Source organism: Streptomyces sp. NPDC002276 (assembly GCF_053891435.1).
The window spans coordinates 58,288-76,431 of the sequence record NZ_JBSFCQ010000001.1 but is presented as its reverse complement, the minus strand read 5'-3'; the positions used below and the strand labels follow the sequence as shown (position 1 = coordinate 76,431).

Here is an 18,144-nt window from a genome sequence, read left to right as displayed (position 1 = left end):
CAGCGCGGACGGCTGCGCCTCGGCCCCACCCGGCGCCTCGCCCTGCCCACCCCCGCCGACCGCGCGCCGACCGAGGCGTTGGCGGCGGAGCCGTACATGGGCCGGGCCCGCCGGGTCGTCGGGTTCCGGCCGCCGGCCGGCTGGTGGCCCGCGCTGCGGCGGACGCCGGTCTCGCTGTGGAACGACGACATCACGGACTACGCGGCGGCGCTGACGTACTACTCGATCCTGGCCGTGCTGCCCGCGATGCTGGCGACGGTCCTGGGCTTCGGGATGATCAGCCCGGACACGGCGGAGGAGTTCATCAGCCATGTCGCCGCCTACGCCCCGGCGAACTCGGGCGCCGATCTGCACACCGTCCTCTCCCACGCGCTGGAGGCGGACGGCACGGCCTGGCCGCTGGTCGTGACCGGTGCGGGCAGCGCGCTGTGGTCGGCCTCCAGCTATCTCGCCGTGTTCCGCCGCGCCCTGCACCGGATGCACCGCACCGAGGACCGCCGTTCGACCTGGCGCAAGGCGCACCGCATCGTGCTCACCGCGCTCCTGCTGCTCGGTCTGCTCCTGATCGGCTCGCTCGCCCTGCTGCTGACCGGACCGCTCGCGGAGGTCGTCGGCCGGACCTTCGGCATGGGCAGCACCGCCGCCTTCGCGTGGAGTCTGCTGCGCTGGCCTGTGCTGCTGTGCCTGGTCGCCCTGCTGGTCGTGGTCGTCTTCCACACCGGCCCCGCCTCCGCCCGCCGACGCGGGCACACCCTGCCCGGCGGCGCCCTGGCCGCCGCGCTGTGGCTGGCCGTCTCGGCGGGCTTCTCGTCGTACGCGTCGACGCTCGGCGCCTACAGCAGGCTCTACGGCTCGCTCTCCGGCATCGTCGTCTTCCTGGTCTGGCTGTGGCTGTCGAACCTGGCGCTGCTCACGGGGGCGCAGTTCGCCGCCGAACTGGCAGGGCCGGTCTCCCGGTCATCCGGTCACAGGACGGGGAAGCCGGCCGTGCCGTAGGACTCCTCGGGCAGTGGCTCCGGTGTGCCGGTGGGGTCGAGGAGGTGGGCGACGAGGGCCGCCGCGGTGTCGTGCCAGAGGCGGTGGCGGCGGAGCAAGGCGTGGTCGCCGCCGCCGATGAGGGCCATTCCGGCACGGGTCGCCGTGGCCCGCGCCCGGCGCACGCAGTCCGCCGACTCGGTGGGTGAGGTGACGCGGTCCTGGTCGCCGTGCAGGCAGAGGATGTGTCGGCCGGCCGTCTGCTCCACCGGCTCACCCGGCGGCCACCATGGCGCGAGCGCGACCACACCGCGCACCTGTGGGTGACCGGCGGCGCGCAGGGCGGCCCGGCCGCCCATGGAGTGGCCGAGCAGCACGGTCGGTACGGGGCCCACCAGTTCGGCGAGTTCGTCCAGCGCGCGGTGGGTGTCGCGCACGGGGTCGGCGCTCTCGCCGTTCCAGCCGCGCACGCGGTAGCGGGCCCGGGCGACGAGGACGTCGTCACCGGACACCGCCCGTGCGAACGGTCCCATCCGCAGCGCGGCGAGCTGCCAGGGCCTGGCGGGACGGTGGCTCGTCTCCTGGCCGCCGTGCAGGACGAGGACAGCCGCCCGTGGCCGGACCGGACGGTGCCGGATCACCAGCGCGGGCGGCGGAAGTTCGGTCTCGTCCTGCTGCACGACGGTGTGCCCCCTGTCCCGCGTTCCGGCCTCTGCGTCCCGCGTCGCGCGGGTCACGGACATGATCCTCTCCCGGCCTGCCTCCGGGGCGGGCGGGGGAAGAAGCCGCTCGTACGGGCCGTGTACTCGGCGTACCCGGGCCGGTCGGCCATGTGCCGCTCCAGCAGCCGCTTCCCGCTGCCCCGGATCAGCAGCGCGCTCATCACCAGCGGCGAGATCAGGGACACGGCCGCCGCCACCGGGGAGTCGCAGCCGAGCAGGAACAGGCCCCACCACACGCAGAAGTCGCCGAAGTAGTTGGGGTGCCGGGTCCACGCCCACAGACCCCGGTCCATGACGCGACCCCGGTTGGCGGGATCGGCCCGGAACCGGGCCAACTGGGCGTCCCCCACCGCCTCGAAGCCGACCCCGACCGCCCACAGCGCCGTACCGGCCGCCAGGGCGGGGGCCGCCGGCGGGCCGGGCACGTACTGCGCGGCCTGCACGGGCAGCGACACCAGCCAGACGAGCGCGCCCTGGAGCAGGTAGACGACGCGGAACGCGTACGCGTTCCGGCCGCCCGGTGCCTTGGCGAGCAGCGCCTCGTAGCGCGGGTCCTCGCCGTGTCCCCGGCTCCGGCGGGCGATGTGCGCGGCGAGCCGCAGCCCCCAGACCGCCGTCAGTACGGTCACCAGCAGTCGTCGTACGACATCGCCGTGCCCGGCGGAGGCCGCGAGCGTCACGACGGCGACCGCCGTGAACGCGATGCCCCAGGCGACGTCCACGATCCGGTGGACGCCCGTGCAGACCGCGATCGCGAAGGTGACGAGCATGACCGCGAGGGCCGCGGCGGCGGCCCACGCGAGGTTGAGCGCGAAGGCGCTCCAGGGGAACGCGCTCACGGCCGGGTCCGTCCGGTGGGGTTTCCCTTTGTGAAGAGGTATTGCTGCACGTCGAGGTAGCCGGACCTGAACCCGGCCTCGGAGTAGGCGAGATAGAAGGTCCAGAGGCGGCGGAAGACGGCGTCGAAACCGAGTGCCTCGACCTCGTCGGCGCGCTCGGTGAACCGCTCGCGCCACAGGCGCAGGGTCTCCGCGTAGTGGGCGCCGAAGGCGTCGCGGCGGGCGAGTCGCAGTCCCGTGTGGTCGCGGGCGGTCTCCTCGATCGCTCGGGTGGACGGGATCAGGCCGCCGGGGAAGACGTACTTGTGGATCCAGGTGAAGGTGTCCCGGCTGGCGAGCATCCGGTCGTGCGGCATGGTGATGGCCTGGAGCGCCAACCGGCCGCCCGGGGCCAGCAGTTGGTCCAGCGCACGGAAGTACACCGGCCAGAACTCGGCGCCGACCGCCTCGATCATCTCCACGCTGACGACCGCGTCGTACGTCCCCCGGGCCTCGCGGTAGTCGCACAGTTCGACGGAGACACGGTCTTCGAGCCCCGCCGCGCGCACCCGCTCCAGCGCCAACTCCCGTTGCTCCGCGGAGAGGGTGAGCGAGGTGACCCGGGCACCTCGGGCGGCGGCGCGCAGGGCGAGTTCGCCCCAGCCTGTGCCGATCTCCAGCAACCGGGTGCCCTCGCCGACGTGGGCCAGGTCGAGCAGCCGGTCGATCTTGCGGTGCTGGGCGGCGGCGAGCAGGTCCCGGTGCGCGGGGAAGCCCCGGAAGAGCGCGGAGGAGTAGCTGAGGGTGTCGTCGAGGAAGAGGGCGAACAGGTCGTTGGAGAGGTCGTAGTGGCGGCTGATGTTGGCGCGCGAGCCGTCGGGGGTGTTGCGCTCGGCGTGCGGATGGCGTGGCGCCCACAGGGCGCGCAGCCGTTGCAGCGGGGCCGGGATCAGTTCGGCCGCGTTTCCGGCGAGCACGGTGAGCGTGGCCACCAGGTCGGGGGCGTCCCACTCGCCGGCCATGTAGGACTCGCCGAAGCCGACCAGGCCACCGGTCCCGATCCGGGCGTGGAAGGCGGCGGGGTCACGCACCTCGATCAGCGGTCCGCCCAGCCCGATGTCCCCGGAACCGGCGAACCGGGCCCGCAACGGCAGCCGCCCGAGGGCCCGTTGGACAAGGGCCGCGGTGACGGCGATACGGGGGCGGGAGGCGGACGGTACGGCGACGACGTCCGGCCAGCGGGTGGCCTGCCGGTCAGTGCCGTATCGGGGTTCTGCTGTCCTCATGTGGCTTTCTCCGTGGTGCGGTGGTCGGGGCGGGGCTGGACGGGCAGTCCCCGCAGGCGGAGGCGGATGCCGTGGACGCGGATCGCGGCCGACACGGCGAGGGTCGACCAGGGGTGGCGCAGCGCCAGCCGCAGCAGGGCCGTGGTGCTCACGGTGCGCCGGGTGCCGCGGACGGTCGCGGTGAAGGCACGGCCGCCCTCGCGGTCCAGGTGCACGGTCAGGTCGAGACGGGCCCCGGGCCGCGGCACCCGCATGCGGTAGCCGCCGTCGACGGGGAAGAACGGGGAGACGTAGAACGTCTTCTCGGCGCGGGCGGTGCCGGACGCGTCCGGGTGCAGCAGATAGCAGTGGCGTCCGCCGTAGGTGTTGTGAACTTCCGCCACCACACAGCGTGGTCGGCCGTCCGGGCCGTGACACCAGTACAGGGTCAGCGGGTTGAAGACGTACCCGAGTACCCGCGCGTGGGTGAGCATCAGCACCCGGCCGCCGTCGAGGTGGACGCCGTGCCCGGCGAGGAAATCGTCGAGGCCGGCCCGGATCGAGGGCCGGTCGCCGGTGAAGTGGTCGCGCGGGTCGAAGCGGGCCAACGGGCGCAACAGGTAGGGCAGTTGGGGTGGGTGGTCGGGGTCCACGAGCCACATGTAGGTGCGGTGGCGCAGCGTGTACCGCCGGGGCTTGGTCCGCACATGGCCGATCGTGCAGGCGTAGAGGGCGGGTTCGGTGTTCACCAGCGCACCCCCAGCGCCGCGGCGGCCTCGACGCCTGACCGGCAGCCGTCCTCGTGGAATCCCCAGCCGTGGTAGGCGCCCGCGAACACGCAGACGTCACGGGCCAGTTCGGGCAGGCGCTGCTGCGCGGCCACCGACTCGGGGGTGTAGACGGGGTGTTCGTAGACCATGCGGGCCAGCACCCGGCCGGGATCGACGCGGTCCTCCCCGCCCAGGGTGACCACGAACGTCTCGGCGGCGTCGAGGCGTTGCAGCCGGTTCATGTCGTAACTCACCTGCACCTGACCGGAGTCGGCCGTGCACGACGGCATCAGGTAGTTCCAGGAGGCGCGCGCGCCGGACGCGCGGGGCAGCAGCCGGGTGTCGGTGTGCAGGAGCGTGGTGTTGCGGGAGTAGCGGAACGCGCCCAGCACCTCGCGCTCCCGCGCGGTCGGGTCGGCGAGCAGTCGTAGCGCCTGGTCCGGGTGGACGGCGACGACCACGGCGTCGTACGACTCCGTGGTGCCGTCCTCGGCGGTGATGTCGGCGCCGTCCGCGTGGCGGCGCACGGCACGGACGGGGGTGCCGGTGCGGATCTCGCCGGTCTCGCGTAGGTGTTTGGCGATCCGGTCGACGTAGGCGCGCGAGCCGCCGGTGACCGTCCGCCACACCGGTGAGTCGCGCACCGACAGCATCCCGTGGTGCTCCAGGAACCTGAACAGGTAGGCCGCCGGGTAGCGTTGGGCGGTGACGGCGTCGCAGGACCACACGGCCGACACCACCGGTGTCATGAAGTGGCTCCGGAAATAGGCAGGGTAGCCCTCGCGGTCCATGAACTCGCCCAGGGTGAGCCCCTGTTCACCGCCCTCGGCGAGCAGTCTCCGGGCGGCCCGGTGGAAGGCGGGCACCTCGGCCAGCAGCCGCAGATAGGGGCCGCGCAGCAGGTTGCGGGGCCGCGCGAACAGTCCGGTCGGGCCGCGCGCACCGGCATACTCCAGACCGCAGCCCTCGCACCGCACCGACATGCTCATCTCCGACTCCTGTGTGACGACGCCGAGTTCGTCGAAGAGCCGCAGCAGCCGCGGGTAGGTGCGCCGGTTGTGCACGATGAACCCGGAGTCGACGCGGTGCACCCGCCCGTCGTGCGGCGAGGTCAGTTCGTGGGTGTGCGCGTGTCCGCCGAGCCGGTCGTCGGCCTCGTAGAGGGTGACGTGACCGCCACCGCCCAGGATGTACGCGGCGGTCAGTCCCGCCACCCCGGAGCCCACCACGGCCGTCCGCCGCCCCGAAGCCCCAGCCGTCCGCTCCATCGCCTGCCTCCCGTCGCGCCCCCTCGGGATCGGGGGTCCGCGCGTAATCCGGAACAGGTCGGGCGGCGGATTGGCCGGAATCACCGACCGGCGGGGCAGCAGGCGCCGGACCCGCCCCGCGCGGCAGCCGGTCAGGATTGGAGAAGCCGCCGCCCGCTCCCCCGGCCTAGCCTGAATCCACCGGCGAAATCCGCCGGACCACGCTGCACGGAGGAGCTAGCCATGACCGACGGTCTGAACACGATCATCTACCCCGTCAAGGACCTGGACCGCGCGAAGGCCCTGTTCGGCGCCCTGCTGGGGGTCGAGCCGTACGCGGACGAGCCGTACTACGTCGGCTACAAGGCCGCCGGGCAGGACGTCGGTCTCGACCCGAACGGGCACTCCCGGGGCATGACCGGACCGGTGCCGTACTGGACCGTGGACGACATCCGGACACGGGTGGCGGCGCTGGTGGAGGCGGGGGCCGAGCTGGTCCAGGACGTCCAGGACGTCGGCGGCGGCAAGCTGATCGCCTTCGTGAAGGACGCGGACGGGAACTTCGTCGGGCTGACCCAGAATCCGGCCGCCTGACCCCGTTGCCGTACCGGCCCGGCGACCCGCGCGCGCTACTTGCACGCGCACTAGTTGCAGACTCAACGATTGGCCGGATCGGTGTTACCGTGCAGGTATGGCAGTGAAGTCGGCCGGTGCCCGGCAGCTAGAGGACCAGTGGCGGGACATCCTGTCCGTGCACGCCCGCACGATGTGCGAGATCGACCGCGTGCTGCACCCGCACGGGCTGGGCGCGAGCGACTTCGAGGTGCTGGACATGCTCGCGTCCGAGGCGCCCCGGGACGGCGACCAGTGCCGGGTGCAGAACCTGGTCGGACGGGTCCATCTCAGCCAGAGCGCGCTCTCCCGGCTCATCGGCCGGCTGGAGAAGGACGGCCTCGTGGAACGCTCCGTGTGCGTCGAGGACCGACGCGGGGTGTGGGTCGCGCTGACCCGCAAGGGCCGCGATCTGCACGCGCGGGTGCTGCCGCTCCAACGGGACGTACTGGCACGGATGTTGGACGACACGCAGGAATAGGCGCCGCCCGCCTCACACCACGAACTCGGCTCCGTCCATGAGCACTTCGCCCCCCGCTGCGCTCACCTGCGCCCGGGCCGTCGAGCCGGGGTCGAGCAGCGGGTTCGTGTTGCCGAGGTGGGTGTAGATCCGGCGGACCCCGGGGTGACGGGCCAGGGCGGTGAGGCTGCCGCCGGGACCGGTGACGGACAGCTGTCCCGTGCCCACCTCGTCGGCATCGAAGAAGGTGCCGTCCAGCACCGCGCAGTCCGCCGTCTCCAGCAGGTCGTCGAGCGCGGCCGTCCAGGCGGCGACGCGCGGTGCGTAGACGAGTGCCCCGCCGGTCGCCAGATCCTCGACGCGGTACGCGACCGCCCAGCGGTCGACCGGGCGGCGGGACGGCGGCACGTACTCGGGTGGCCTGTCACCCACCGGATGGGCCGTGACGACCAGCCCTCCGGCGAGCACGAACCCGTCCTCGGCGAGGCTGTCGGCCCACTCCCACGGGGCGTAGCGGTCCAGGACGGTCCGGGCCGGGGTGAGCGCGGCGAGGACGGGCCGCGGGGCGTAGACCTTGAGGCCGGTCGCCCCGCGCAGCTCGGTCAGACCCGCCACATGGTGGGGCTCGGCGTCGGTGAGGAGCACGCCGCGCACGGGGGTGTCGCGCGGGCCGGGGCCCGGCCAGAGCGCGGAGGTGGCGGCGAGTTGGGTGCGGACGTCGGGTGAGGCGTTGAGCAGCCACCAGTCGCGCGCGTTGCCGGTGACGGCCACGCAGTCCTGGGTGCGCGGGGGCAGTTTCCCGTCGCGGGCGGCGGCGCACAGCGCGCAGGCGCAGTTCCACTGCGGGAAACCGCCCCCGGCGGCGGTACCGAGCAGGACGACCCTCACGACGATCGCGCCCCCTTGCGGAATCGGAACCGGAACCGGAACCGGAACCGGCACCTACATCGACTTCGACTCGACTTCGACTTCGGTACCGACTCACGGAATCTCCCCGGGGGATCTTTCCTCCGAAACGGGCCGGACTATCCCACCGCAGGGGACAGTTCCGGCCGATCTCCGTCCGCGTCTCCCGGCCGTCTCAGCGCAGCAGATCCCGTACGGCGGCGAAGGCCGCGTCGACCGTCGCCGGGTCGGTGCCCGGGCGGGCCAGCGCGCTCATGGGGATCGGGGTGACCGAGGGCAGTCCGTCGTACGGGGTCAGGCCGTCCGGGGCGGTGCCGACGGCGGCGAGCAGGGCGACGCCCTGTCCAGTGCGGGCGATGTCGAGGACGCCCGCGAGATAGCCGGCGTCGCCGACGACCGCGGCGGGCACGCCGTGCGCGGCGAGGGTCGAGATGGCGCGGCGGCGGATCGCGCACGGGTCCTCGATGGCGACCAGCGGGACCGGCGCGGGCGCGGCCGGTGGCCGCCAGCCGGGTGTGGCGTGCCAGGTCAGCGGGAGGCCGCCGACCGGTGTGCCCTCGGTCGCGGCGGCCTCGGTGACGTACACCGCGACATCGACGCTGCCGCGTTCCACGGCCTCGACGAGGCGGGCCGAGCGGTCGATGCGGAAGCGGACCCGGCAGCCCGGCCGCACCTCCTGGACGGCCGCGGTCAGCCGTGGCAGAAACTGATCGGCCGCGTGTTCGGTGGAGCCGATGGTGATGGTGTCGCCGTCCACGTCGAGCAGGGTGCGCACGGCCTCGTCGTGCACGGCGAGGATCCGCCGGGCCTGTTCGAGGAGCAGTCGCCCCTCGGGGGTGAACCGGGTGCCACGCCCTTCCCGCTCGACGATCGGCAGCCCGAGCGTCTTCTCCAGCCTGCGCACATGCTGGCTGACCGCGGACTGGCTCAGGGCGAGGGCCCGGGCCGCGCGATGGAAGCCGCCGCAGTCGGCTATCGCGGTCAGGCTGCGCAGGGCCACGATGTCGAGGACAGGTTGGGGCATGCCGGTGACGGTAGCCGTTCCGGACATCGATCGCGATAACTGATCGATTTCGATGCGGAATCATCGTTGGACGCGATCGGTCGGGGCCGGTCATGATGAGCGCATGCTGCACACGACCGCTTTCGCTGCCTTTCTGACGCAGCGCCGAGTCATTGACTTCGGCGTGGCGTGCAGCGCGCGCTGTCGTTGACCTGACGCCGTCCTCCGGCACCCACCCCGCGTTCCCGCCGCTCACGTCCGCCCCGCGCACTGACACGTGACGGCGGCCGCGGCCTGCGCTCTTCCCCGCGTACCCCCTCTTCTTCACTCCTCTTCCCCAGTTTTCCCTCGTTTTCCCTTCGTTGGGAGTTGTCACCCCATGCCCTCTCACTCCGTCTCGTCCTGGGACGAACCCGAAGGCCTCGCCGCGCGCGGCACGTTGATCGTGTTGGCCGGGCGGGGCGAACACGGCGGTGTCTACGAACGGTTCGGCCGCCGGCTCGGCTACGACGCCTACCGCGTCCGCGCCCTCGGCGACCCGGCCGCCGACCCCGCCGTACTGGAGCAGGCCGCCAAGCTGCTCGCCGACGAGTCGCTGCCGGGCCCGAAGGTGCTGGTCGGCTCCGACACGGGCGCCCGTTACGCCCTACAGCTCGCCGCCGAGGGGACCGCGGGCATCGACGCGCTGATCCTGGCCGGACTGCCCACCGGCGCCTGGACCGCGGGGAGTTGGGAGGAGGAGGCCGCGGCACGCACCGCCTGCCCGACCCATCAGGGGCGCCTCACCAACGACTCCGAGTTCCGCCGGGGTGCCATCGACAACACTCCCGAACTGCCGGAACCGCGCCTGGACCTGGTACGCGTCCCGGTGCTGGCCCTGCACGGCAAGGACGACACGATCAGCCCGCTCGACCGGGCACTGAACGTCTACGACGGTCATTCGAACGTGCGCACCGTGACCTTCGTGGACGGCCGGCACGACGTCCTCAACGACGCCCTGCACCGCACCGTCGCCGCCACGGTCGTCCTCTTCCTCGAACGGCTCCGCCTCTCCCCCGAACTCCCCGCCATCGCCGAGGAGTTGACATGAGCCGCCGCGTCACGACCACGGTCCCCGAGCTGGCCGAACTCCTCCGCTCCGAGCGGCCGCCGGTACTCCTCGACGTCCGCTGGGCCCTCGGCGATCCCCACGGCCGCGACCACTACGCCGACGGACACGTCCCCGGCGCGGTCTACGTCGACCTGGACACCGAGCTGGCCGCACCGGCAAGCCCGGAGGGCGGCCGGCATCCACTGCCCGACCTCGCGGAACTCCAGGAATCGGCGCGCCGCTGGGGCATCGGGAGCGGGCGGCCCGTCGTGGTCTACGACGACCTCGGCAACACGGCGGCGGCCCGCGCCTGGTGGCTCCTGCGCTACGCCGGTGTCGACGAAGTGACGCTGCTGGACGGGGCGTTGGGCGCCTGGCGCACGGCCGGGCTGCCGCTGGAGTCCGGGATCCCCGCCGATCCGGCACCGGGTGACGTCGTCCTCCGTGCGGGTGCGCTGCCGATCACCGACGCGGACGGTGCCGCCGAACTCGCCGTGTCCGGGCTGCTGTTGGACGCCCGCGCCGGTGAGCGGTACCGGGGCGAGGTCGAGCCGGTGGACCCGCGCGCGGGGCACGTCCCGGGGGCGGTGTCCGCGCCGACCGGGGAGAACCTGACGTCGGACGGGACCTTCCGCTCGCCCGAGGAACTGCGCAAGCGGTTCGAGGAGCGGGGTGCCGGGGCCGCGTCACGCATCGGCGTGTACTGCGGGTCCGGGGTCACGGCCGCCCATCAGATCGCGGCGCTGGAGATCGCCGGGTTCGAGGCCACGCTCTTTCCCGGTTCCTGGTCCGCCTGGTCCGCCGATCCCGCCCGCCCGGCGGCGACGGGAGGCAAGCCATGACGACGAAACCACTGGACGCGGCGCTGCTGCCGCACCGGACGGAACGCGCTCCCGAGCAGTCCGCCCGCGTCACCATCCGGGGCCGGGCGAAGACCGCCCGCCGCTTCACCGTCCCGCGCTCCGTGCGGCGGGCCGCAGGACCGGTCGGCCTCGTACTGCTCTGGTTCATCACCTCCGCCACCGGAGTGCTCCCCGAGTCCGTGCTGGCCTCCCCCGTCGACGTCATCCGACAGGCCGTCGACCTGACGAAGGACGGTGAACTCCCGCGCGCCATCGCCGCGTCGGGCCGCCGTGCCGCCATCGGATTCCTCATCGGCGCGAGCGTCGCGCTCGTCCTGTCGCTGGTCGCCGGGCTGTTCCGGCTCGGCGAGGACGTCATCGACTCCTCGATGGGCATGTTCCGGGCCATCCCCTGGGTGGGTCTGATCCCGCTGTTCATCGTCTGGTTCGGCATCGAGGAAACCCCGAAGATCGCCCTGGTCGCCCTCGGTGTGACCTACCCGCTGTACTTCAACATCTACGGCGGCATCCGCTCCACCGACGCCCAACTCGTCGAGGCCGCGCGGATGATGGGGCTCGGCCGGTTCGGTCTGATCAAGTACGTCATCCTGCCGAGCGCGCTGCCCGGGGCACTCGTGGGACTCCGGTACGCGCTGTCGACCGCCTGGCTGGCGCTGGTCTTCGCCGAGCAGATCAACGCGGACGCGGGGCTCGGCTATCTGATGAGCAACGCTCAGCAGTACTTCCGCACCGACGTCATCGTGCTCTGCCTCGTCGTGTACGCGCTGCTCGGGCTGGCCTGCGACTTCGCCGTACGGATCCTGTCGCGCCGCCTGCTGACCTGGCGGGCCAACTTCGAGGGCGAGGCGTAGTCATGGCCAACTCCGTGGAGATACGGGGCCTTTCGCGGGCCTTCGACGGCAACACCGTGCTGCACGCGCTGGATCTGGACATCCGTGAGGGCGAGTTCGTGGCCCTGCTCGGGCACAGCGGCTGCGGCAAGTCGACGCTGCTGCGGATCCTCGCGGGGCTCGACGACGAGATCGGCGGCGAGGTGACCGTGCCCGCGCGGCGCAGCGCGGCCTTCCAATCGCCGCGTCTGCTGCCCTGGTTGAAGGTGTGGCGCAACGTCGTGCTCGGCCTGCCGGGCCGCCCGGACCGGGCGCTCGCGCTCAAGGCGCTGGACGAGGTCGGCATCGCGGAGCGCGCGACCGTCTGGCCGAAGACACTGTCCGGCGGTCAGGCCCAGCGCGTCTCGCTGGCCCGTGCCCTGGTCCGGGAGCCCGAACTCCTGCTCCTGGACGAGCCGTTCGGCGCGCTGGACGCGCTGACCCGGGGCAAGGTGCAGGCGCTCGTCGCCGAGCTGTGGCGGCTGCACGGGTGCGCGATCCTCCTGGTTACCCATGACGTGGAGGAGGCGCTGCTGCTCGCCGACCGCGTGCTGGTGATGGACGAGGGGCGTATCGCCCACGAGTTGACCGTCGACCTGCCCCGCCCCCGTGATCTGACCGCCCCCGAGTTCGTGACCCTGCGCGCCCGCCTCCTGAACTGGCTCGGCGTGACCCGCACCCTGGAAGGAACCCCCTCGTGATCCGCAGAATCGCCGCCGCCTCCCTGAGCCTGACCGCCCTGCTGGCGCTGAGCGCCTGCGGCGGCAACTCCTCGGCGGACACCGCCTCCGGCGGACAGGTCACCCTCACCATCGGCGACCAGGCCAAGACCCTCCAGACGATCATCGCCGCCTCGGACGCGCTCAAGGGCGCCAAGTACAAGGTGAAGTGGGCCGAGTTCCAGGGCGCGGCCCCGCTCTATCAGGCCGTGCAGGCCGACGCGGCCGACACCGGGTTCTCCGCCGACCTGCCCGCGCTCCAGGCGCTGAGCGGCGGTGTCAAGATCAAGAACGTGGCCGCCCTCAAGAACGACGGCACGCACGTCGGGATCGTCGTCCGCAAGGACTCCGGGATCGACAGCGTGAAGGACCTCAAGGGCCAGAAGGTCGTGGTGTCCTCGGCGAAGGGCAGCGTCTCGGAGTATCTGCTGGCCAACGTCCTCAAGCAGAACGGGCTCAGCTACAAGGACGTCAAGGTGCAGTACCTGCTGCCGACCGACGCGCAGGCCGCGTTCGCCTCCGGGAAGATCAAGATCTGGGCGACCTTCGGCGTCTACCAGGCCGTCGGTCTGGAGCAGGGCGGCAGGCTCCTCGTCGACGGCGGGGACGGCCGGGTCAGCGGCATCGGCTTCGTCAACGCCTCCGAGAAGGCCCTCGCCAACTCGGCGAAGAAGACCGCCCTGAGCGACTTCCTCAACCGCCTGAGTACGGCACTGAAGTGGACCAGCACCCACCAGGACGCGTACGCGAAGGCCATCGAGCAGCGCAACGGCGCCGATGCCTCGGTGGCGAAGGCCCTCGCCTCGGCCGCCTACAGCCAGGTGCTGCCGATCACTTCGGACGTCAACGCCACCGTCCAGCAGGTCGCCGACCTCATGAACAGCATCGGCGTCCTCGACCCGAACGTGGACGTGGCCAAGTCCACCGACGCCTCCCTGATCAAGTGACCTTCACGTCCTAGGAGTTGCTCATGCCTGTCGAGTTCATCAGCGCCGTCCACACCGACTCCGGGGCCTCGGGTCCCGCCGCGTCGAGCCGTACCGGTCTCGACACCGACCACCTCCGCAAGTACGCCCGCGCGCTGGACGACGGCGGTTTCGACCACACCCTGGTCGCCTACCACTCGGCCTCGCCGGACGCCTTCCAGATCGCCCAGTTCGTCGCCACCCACACCGAGCGGATCCGCCCGATCCTCGCCCACCGCCCCGGCGTGATCTTCCCGACCCACGCGGCCCGCGCCCTGGCCACCCTGGACCAGATCAGCGACGGCCGGCTCACCCTGCACATCATCTCCGGGGGCAGCGACGAGGAGCAGCGCCGGGAGGGCGACTACCTCAACAAGGAGGAGCGGTACGAGCGTTCGGACGAGTACATCCAGATCCTGCGGAAGGTGTGGCAGGCCGAGGGACCCGTCTCGCACGAGGGCAAGTACTTCAGGTTCGAGGGCTACTACTCGGACGTGAAGCCGGTGAACGGCCTGGTCCCGATCTCGGTCGGCGGTTCCTCGCAGGACGCGTACCGGGTGGGGGGCCAGCAGGGCGACATCTTCGGGCTGTGGGGCGAGCCGTTGAAGGAGACGGCCGAGCAGATCGCCGCCGTCAACGCGGTCGCGGATGCCGCCGGGCGCCCGCATCCCCGTATCTGGGTGTCGTTCCGGCCGATCATCGCGCCCACCGAGGAACTGGCCTGGGAGAAGGCCCACCGCACCCTCGGTGTCCTCAAGGACCAGGCGAAGAACACCGAGTTGCTCCGCCACTACCGCACGACCGGCCGCCCGGCGAACGTCGGCTCGCAGCGTCTCCTCGACATCGCTGAGCGCGGCGAAGTCCAGGACCGCTGCCTGTGGACCGCGCCCGCCGTCGCCACCAACGCGGCCGGTGCCTCAACTGCCCTTGTGGGCACGCCCGAGACGGTCGCCCAGGCACTCCTCGACTACGTCGACATCGGCTGCGACCTGCTCTCGATCCGCGGCTACGACCCGCTCAACGACGCGATCGACTACGCCCGTCACGTCCTGCCCCTGGTCCGCCAGGAACTCGCCCACCGGGCGACCACCTCGCACGCCGCCTGACCGTCCGTCCCCCTCTGATTGCGAACCCCCTTATGGAGACCCCGTGTTGTTGCGTCACACCCTGCGCGCGTCCACCGCCGCCCTCGCCCTCCTCCTGCCCTTCGCCGCGGCCTGCGGAGGCAGCGCGACGGCCGACTCCACTTCCTCCGACGTCTCCTCCGTGACCCTGCGGGTCGGTGACACCGGCTGGAAGGTCGACGAGGCCGTCCTCAAGTACGCCCACCTCGACGACACCCCGTACAAGGTGAAGTGGAACCTCTTCCCGGGCGGCGACAAGCAGCTCCAGGCCGTCCGCGCCGGAGCCCTGGACCTCGCCTCCTCCAGCGAGATCCCACCCATCTTCTCGGCCGCCGACGGCAAGCCCGACTTCAAGGTCGTCGCCGTCCAGCGCGGCACCACCCTCAACCAGGAAGTCGTCGTCCCCAAGGGCTCGAAGGTGACGGACATCGCCGGTCTGAAGGGCAAGAAGGTCGGCTACGTCCAGAACACCACCGCCCACTACTTCCTCTACGAACTGCTGAAGCAGGCCGGCCTCACGTGGTCGGACATCGACGCCAAGCCGCTGCTGCCCAACGACGGCCTCGCGGCCCTGAACGGCGGCTCCATCGACGCCTTCGCCTCCTACGGCACGTCGATCATCACGGCCCACCAGCAGGGCGCCCGCACGGTCGGCTCCGGCGCGGACATCCTGTCCGGCAACTTCCTCTGGTCCGCCCGTGACAGCGTCCTGAAGAGCCCCGCCCAGAAGGCCGCCGCGGCGGATCTGATCGCCCGGATCACCAAGGCGTACGCCTACGTCCGTGACGGCCACGTGGATGGCTTCGCGAAGGTCACCGCCGACGCCACCCACCAGCCCGTGGCGCAGGCCAAGTCGGACCTGGTCGCCGCGCAGAAGCAGCGCCCGACCCAGGCCAGGACGGTCGGCGACGACACGATCGCCTCGCAGCAGAAGGTGGCCGACGCCTTCACCGAACTCGGCGCGCTGAAGGAGCACTTGGACGTGAAGTCCTTCTGGACCACCGCACTCAACTCCGACCTGGAGAAGGCCCTGTGACCGCCCGCATCGCCGAACTGGCCGCAGGCTACGACCAGTCGGGCGCCTTCCCCGCCGAATCCCTCCGGATCGCCCACGAGGCCGGACTCCTCACCGCGACCATCGGGAAGCAGTACGGCGGTCGGGGCGCCCGCGTGGAAGAGAGCGCGCGCATCCTGCACCGGATCGGGCAGGGCGACCCGTCCGTCGCCCTGATCGCGGCGATGACCCTCAACACGCACGCCCGGCAGGCCGTACAGCCGCACTGGCCCGAGGAGTTGTACGCGCGGCTCGTCAAGGAGTCCTTCGAACGGCCGGTACTCGTCAACCACGCGCGCGTGGAGCCCGAGTTGGGCTCCCCCGCGCGGGGCGGACTCCCCTCGACGCTCGCCCGGCGCACCCCGGACGGCTGGTCGCTGAGCGGTACCAAGCGCTTCGTGACCGGAGCGGAGGGCCTGGACTGGTTCCTGGTGTGGGCCACCACCGACGAACCGGAGCCGCGCGTCGGCACCTTCCTGGTCCCCGGCGGCTCCCCCGGCATCGACATCACGGGTCGCTGGGACCAGTTGGGGCTGCGGGCCAGCGGCAGCCACGACGTGACGTTCCGGGACGTGGAGATCCCCTACGAGCACGTCATCGGCATCGGCCCGTACGGTGCGGCGGCCGAGCAGGACAACCGGGCGGGCGCGGCCCTCCATCTCCCGCTCGCGGCCCTCTACTTGGGGGTCGCGCGGGCCGCGCAGTCCTTCTTCCACACGTTCGCCCACGAGCGCGTCCCCGCCAACCTCGGCCATCCGGTGGCCCGTACGGAACGGTTCCGCAGGACCGCCGGGGAGATCGAGGTGCTGCTGACCGCCGCCGAGGAGCTGGTGTTCGGCGGAGCGGCGCGCGTCGACGCCGGCGACACCTCGTACGCCCCCGAACAGGCTCTGGGGGCAAGGGTGTTGGCCGACCGGCACGGCGTACGGGCCGTGGAGCTGGCGGTACGGCTGCTCGGGAATCCCGGTCTCGCGCGCGGCAATCCGCTGGAGCGGCACTTCCGGGACATCCAGTGCGCGCCCGTGCACGCGCCTCAGGAGGACATCTCCCTGCTCGCGATCGGAACGAAGGCGCTGAATCCGTGAAGGCACGCACAGTGAAGGTACGGAACCCGTGACCACAGCTCCCCCGACCACCCCCACCGCCGCCGCCCGGCTCCTCGGTCTGCTCGCCCGGGATCTGCCACCCGACCAACTGGCCACGGATCCCCGCACGTTGGCCGCGCACACCACGGACCGTTCCGGTACCCGGCCGGACGGTGTCCCGCTGGCCGTGGTGCACGCCCGGCGCACCGAGGACGTGACCGTCACGCTCCGGCACGCCAACGCGCTGCGGGTGCCGGTGGTGCCGCGCGGCGCGGGCACCGGCCTGTCGGGCGGGGCGTCGGCCGGTGAGGGCGTGCTCGTCCTCGACCTGTCCGGGATGAACCGCATCCTGGAACTCTCGGCCGACGACCAGCTCGCCGTGGTCGAACCGGGCGTGATCACCGCCGAGTTGGACCGGGCGGCGGCCGAGCACGGACTGCGGTACGCGCCCGATCCGGCGAGTGCGGCGATCTCGACGATCGGCGGGAACATCGCGACCAACGCCGGCGGGCTGCGGTGCGCGAAGTACGGGGTGACGCGGGACAGCGTGCTCGGTCTGGAGGCCGTCCTCGCCGACGGGACGGTGGTCACGACCGGCCGCCGTACCGTCAAAGGGGTCACCGGCTACGACCTCACCGCGCTGCTGACCGGCTCCGAGGGCACTCTGGCCGTCATCACGTCGGCGACCCTGCGGCTGCGCCCGGTTCCGGTGGCGACGGCCACGGTCGCCGCGTACTTCGACTCGTTCGAGGCGGCGGCCGAGGCGTCGTACGCGATCGGGCGGGCCGGGGTCGTACCGGCGCTCGCGGAGCTGCTCGACGGGCCGGTGCTGCACGCCGTCGACCCGGCGCTGGGCGCGCGGGGTGCGGCACTGCTGCTGGTGCAGTGCGACGGGGCCGGGGCGGGCGCCGAGGCGGAACAGGTCGCGCGGGTGCTCGCGGTGACGGCCACGACCGTGGAGACGACGGCGGATCCGGTGGAGGCGGAGGCGCTGCTCGCGGCCCGCCGGCTCGCCCTGCCCGCGCTGGAGCGGCTGGGCCGGCCGCTGATCGAGGACATCGCCGTGCCCCGCTCCCGGCTCGCGGAGGCGGTCAGCGAGATCCGCGCGATCTCGGCCCGTCATGCCGTGCCCGTCTACACGCTCGCGCACGCGGCGGACGGCAACCTGCATCCGATCATCGTGGTCGATCCCGCCCTGGACCGGCTGCCGGACGCGGCCTGGGAGGCGGCGGGCGAGATCTTCGCGCTGGCGCTGCGGCTCGGCGGGACGCTGACCGGTGAGCACGGTGTGGGCGTGCTGAAGCGGCAGTGGGTGGCGGACGAACTCGGGCCCACCGCCCACGCGTTGCAGCGGCGGCTCAAGGACGCCTTCGATCCGCACGGGATCCTCAATCCCGGCAAGACGCTCTGAGCCATCTCGGATCGGATACCCCGAAAGGGTGATGCCGGGTCAACCGGGGGTCGTGCGGAGGCACGTGCGATCGGCATGTGCCTCGACCGCCGTCCCGGATCATCACTCGTCGTGACCGATGACGGGTAGCTGTACGCACGGAACGTGACGGGACGCAGGCATTCCGTCAGCCGTGCGACAGGAGAG

At 72.2% G+C, this 18,144-nt stretch carries 19 protein-coding genes; 12 read left to right on the top strand and 7 right to left on the bottom strand.

Features of this window, described 5'->3' with window-relative positions; genetic code table 11:
• Positions 1-96 precede the first annotated feature (96 nt).
• Positions 97-996, top strand: coding sequence for a YihY/virulence factor BrkB family protein (locus tag ACWIHT_RS00350; protein WP_456164531.1), 900 nt, complete (start codon positions 97-99; stop codon positions 994-996).
• Here ACWIHT_RS00350 and ACWIHT_RS00345 read toward each other — a convergent pair.
• The 5 genes from ACWIHT_RS00345 to ACWIHT_RS00325 are packed head-to-tail and all read right to left on the bottom strand — an operon-like array spanning position 966 to position 5,818.
• Positions 966-1,718, bottom strand: a complete 753-nt coding sequence (locus ACWIHT_RS00345; RefSeq protein WP_456162794.1) for an alpha/beta hydrolase — start codon at positions 1,716-1,718, stop codon at positions 966-968. The two genes, ACWIHT_RS00350 and ACWIHT_RS00345, sit on opposite strands and share 31 nt — an antisense overlap.
• Positions 1,709-2,536, bottom strand: coding sequence for a DUF1295 domain-containing protein (locus ACWIHT_RS00340; RefSeq protein ID WP_456162792.1), 828 nt, complete (start codon positions 2,534-2,536; stop codon positions 1,709-1,711). Before ACWIHT_RS00340 ends, ACWIHT_RS00345 begins: the two co-directional genes overlap by 10 nt.
• Positions 2,533-3,801 carry a class I SAM-dependent methyltransferase gene (locus ACWIHT_RS00335; RefSeq protein ID WP_456162790.1) on the bottom strand — a complete coding sequence of 423 codons (1,269 nt, stop codon included), beginning with the start codon at positions 3,799-3,801 and terminating at the stop codon, positions 2,533-2,535. Before ACWIHT_RS00335 ends, ACWIHT_RS00340 begins: the two co-directional genes overlap by 4 nt.
• Complete coding sequence (locus ACWIHT_RS00330; RefSeq protein ID WP_456162788.1) at positions 3,798-4,529, bottom strand: DUF1365 domain-containing protein; 732 nt, start codon at positions 4,527-4,529, stop codon at positions 3,798-3,800. The genes ACWIHT_RS00335 and ACWIHT_RS00330 overlap by 4 nt, the downstream gene beginning before the upstream one ends.
• Complete coding sequence (locus tag ACWIHT_RS00325) at positions 4,526-5,818, bottom strand: NAD(P)/FAD-dependent oxidoreductase (RefSeq protein ID WP_456162786.1); 1,293 nt, start codon at positions 5,816-5,818, stop codon at positions 4,526-4,528. The genes ACWIHT_RS00330 and ACWIHT_RS00325 overlap by 4 nt, the downstream gene beginning before the upstream one ends.
• Positions 5,819-6,040: 222 nt before the next feature.
• Here ACWIHT_RS00325 and ACWIHT_RS00320 point away from each other — a divergent pair, with 222 nt between their 5' ends.
• Together ACWIHT_RS00320 and ACWIHT_RS00315 are read left to right on the top strand one after the other, a co-directional pair.
• Positions 6,041-6,391, top strand: a complete 351-nt coding sequence (locus ACWIHT_RS00320; protein ID WP_019075909.1) for a VOC family protein — start codon at positions 6,041-6,043, stop codon at positions 6,389-6,391.
• Between the two features lie 97 nt (positions 6,392-6,488).
• Positions 6,489-6,890, top strand: a complete 402-nt coding sequence (locus tag ACWIHT_RS00315) for a MarR family winged helix-turn-helix transcriptional regulator (RefSeq protein WP_456162784.1) — start codon at positions 6,489-6,491, stop codon at positions 6,888-6,890.
• A 12-nt stretch (positions 6,891-6,902) separates the two neighbouring features.
• Here ACWIHT_RS00315 and pqqB read toward each other — a convergent pair whose 3' ends face one another.
• Together pqqB and ACWIHT_RS00305 are read right to left on the bottom strand one after the other, a co-directional pair.
• A complete protein-coding gene (gene pqqB, locus ACWIHT_RS00310) occupies positions 6,903-7,757 on the bottom strand; it encodes a pyrroloquinoline quinone biosynthesis protein PqqB (protein WP_456162782.1) in 855 nt (284 codons plus the stop codon).
• A 193-nt stretch (positions 7,758-7,950) separates the two neighbouring features.
• Positions 7,951-8,799, bottom strand: coding sequence for a LysR family transcriptional regulator (locus ACWIHT_RS00305; protein ID WP_200713807.1), 849 nt, complete (start codon positions 8,797-8,799; stop codon positions 7,951-7,953).
• Between the two features lie 358 nt (positions 8,800-9,157).
• Between ACWIHT_RS00305 and ACWIHT_RS00300 the strand changes: the two genes are divergently transcribed.
• The 9 genes from ACWIHT_RS00300 to ACWIHT_RS00260 are packed head-to-tail and all read left to right on the top strand — an operon-like array spanning position 9,158 to position 17,958.
• Entirely contained in the window at positions 9,158-9,868 is a 711-nt protein-coding gene (locus ACWIHT_RS00300) for an alpha/beta hydrolase (RefSeq protein WP_456162779.1), read from the top strand.
• Positions 9,865-10,710: a sulfurtransferase gene (locus ACWIHT_RS00295; protein WP_456162777.1), complete on the top strand. Its 846-nt coding sequence runs from the start codon at positions 9,865-9,867 to the stop codon at positions 10,708-10,710. Before ACWIHT_RS00300 ends, ACWIHT_RS00295 begins: the two co-directional genes overlap by 4 nt.
• Complete coding sequence (locus ACWIHT_RS00290; protein WP_456162775.1) at positions 10,707-11,582, top strand: ABC transporter permease; 876 nt, start codon at positions 10,707-10,709, stop codon at positions 11,580-11,582. The genes ACWIHT_RS00295 and ACWIHT_RS00290 overlap by 4 nt, the downstream gene beginning before the upstream one ends.
• Positions 11,583-11,584: 2 nt before the next feature.
• Complete coding sequence (locus tag ACWIHT_RS00285) at positions 11,585-12,301, top strand: ABC transporter ATP-binding protein (protein ID WP_456162773.1); 717 nt, start codon at positions 11,585-11,587, stop codon at positions 12,299-12,301.
• Positions 12,298-13,266: an ABC transporter substrate-binding protein gene (locus tag ACWIHT_RS00280; RefSeq protein WP_456162771.1), complete on the top strand. Its 969-nt coding sequence runs from the start codon at positions 12,298-12,300 to the stop codon at positions 13,264-13,266. The genes ACWIHT_RS00285 and ACWIHT_RS00280 overlap by 4 nt, the downstream gene beginning before the upstream one ends.
• Before the next feature lie 23 nt (positions 13,267-13,289).
• On the top strand, positions 13,290-14,390 hold the full coding sequence (locus tag ACWIHT_RS00275; protein ID WP_456162769.1) for an LLM class flavin-dependent oxidoreductase: 1,101 nt from the start codon (positions 13,290-13,292) through the stop codon (positions 14,388-14,390).
• A gap of 43 nt (positions 14,391-14,433) precedes the next feature.
• Complete coding sequence (locus tag ACWIHT_RS00270; RefSeq protein ID WP_456162767.1) at positions 14,434-15,444, top strand: ABC transporter substrate-binding protein; 1,011 nt, start codon at positions 14,434-14,436, stop codon at positions 15,442-15,444.
• Positions 15,441-16,547 carry an acyl-CoA dehydrogenase family protein gene (locus tag ACWIHT_RS00265; RefSeq protein ID WP_456162765.1) on the top strand — a complete coding sequence of 369 codons (1,107 nt, stop codon included), beginning with the start codon at positions 15,441-15,443 and terminating at the stop codon, positions 16,545-16,547. Before ACWIHT_RS00270 ends, ACWIHT_RS00265 begins: the two co-directional genes overlap by 4 nt.
• A gap of 28 nt (positions 16,548-16,575) precedes the next feature.
• A complete protein-coding gene (locus ACWIHT_RS00260; protein ID WP_456162763.1) occupies positions 16,576-17,958 on the top strand; it encodes an FAD-binding oxidoreductase in 1,383 nt (460 codons plus the stop codon).
• The last annotated feature ends 186 nt before the right edge of the window (positions 17,959-18,144 follow it).

Coding starts and splice junctions, on each gene's coding strand:
- ACWIHT_RS00350 (WP_456164531.1), top strand. CDS start 97: ATGGGCCGGGCCCGCCGGGTCGTCGGGTTCCGGCCGCCGGCCGGCTGG.
- ACWIHT_RS00325 (WP_456162786.1), bottom strand. CDS start 5,818: ATGGAGCGGACGGCTGGGGCTTCGGGGCGGCGGACGGCCGTGGTGGGC.
- ACWIHT_RS00315 (WP_456162784.1), top strand. CDS start 6,489: ATGGCAGTGAAGTCGGCCGGTGCCCGGCAGCTAGAGGACCAGTGGCGG.
- ACWIHT_RS00335 (WP_456162790.1), bottom strand. CDS start 3,801: ATGAGGACAGCAGAACCCCGATACGGCACTGACCGGCAGGCCACCCGC.
- ACWIHT_RS00275 (WP_456162769.1), top strand. CDS start 13,290: ATGCCTGTCGAGTTCATCAGCGCCGTCCACACCGACTCCGGGGCCTCG.
- ACWIHT_RS00300 (WP_456162779.1), top strand. CDS start 9,158: ATGCCCTCTCACTCCGTCTCGTCCTGGGACGAACCCGAAGGCCTCGCC.
- ACWIHT_RS00285 (WP_456162773.1), top strand. CDS start 11,585: ATGGCCAACTCCGTGGAGATACGGGGCCTTTCGCGGGCCTTCGACGGC.
- ACWIHT_RS00320 (WP_019075909.1), top strand. CDS start 6,041: ATGACCGACGGTCTGAACACGATCATCTACCCCGTCAAGGACCTGGAC.
- ACWIHT_RS00345 (WP_456162794.1), bottom strand. CDS start 1,718: ATGTCCGTGACCCGCGCGACGCGGGACGCAGAGGCCGGAACGCGGGAC.
- ACWIHT_RS00295 (WP_456162777.1), top strand. CDS start 9,865: ATGAGCCGCCGCGTCACGACCACGGTCCCCGAGCTGGCCGAACTCCTC.
- ACWIHT_RS00305 (WP_200713807.1), bottom strand. CDS start 8,799: ATGCCCCAACCTGTCCTCGACATCGTGGCCCTGCGCAGCCTGACCGCG.
- ACWIHT_RS00290 (WP_456162775.1), top strand. CDS start 10,707: ATGACGACGAAACCACTGGACGCGGCGCTGCTGCCGCACCGGACGGAA.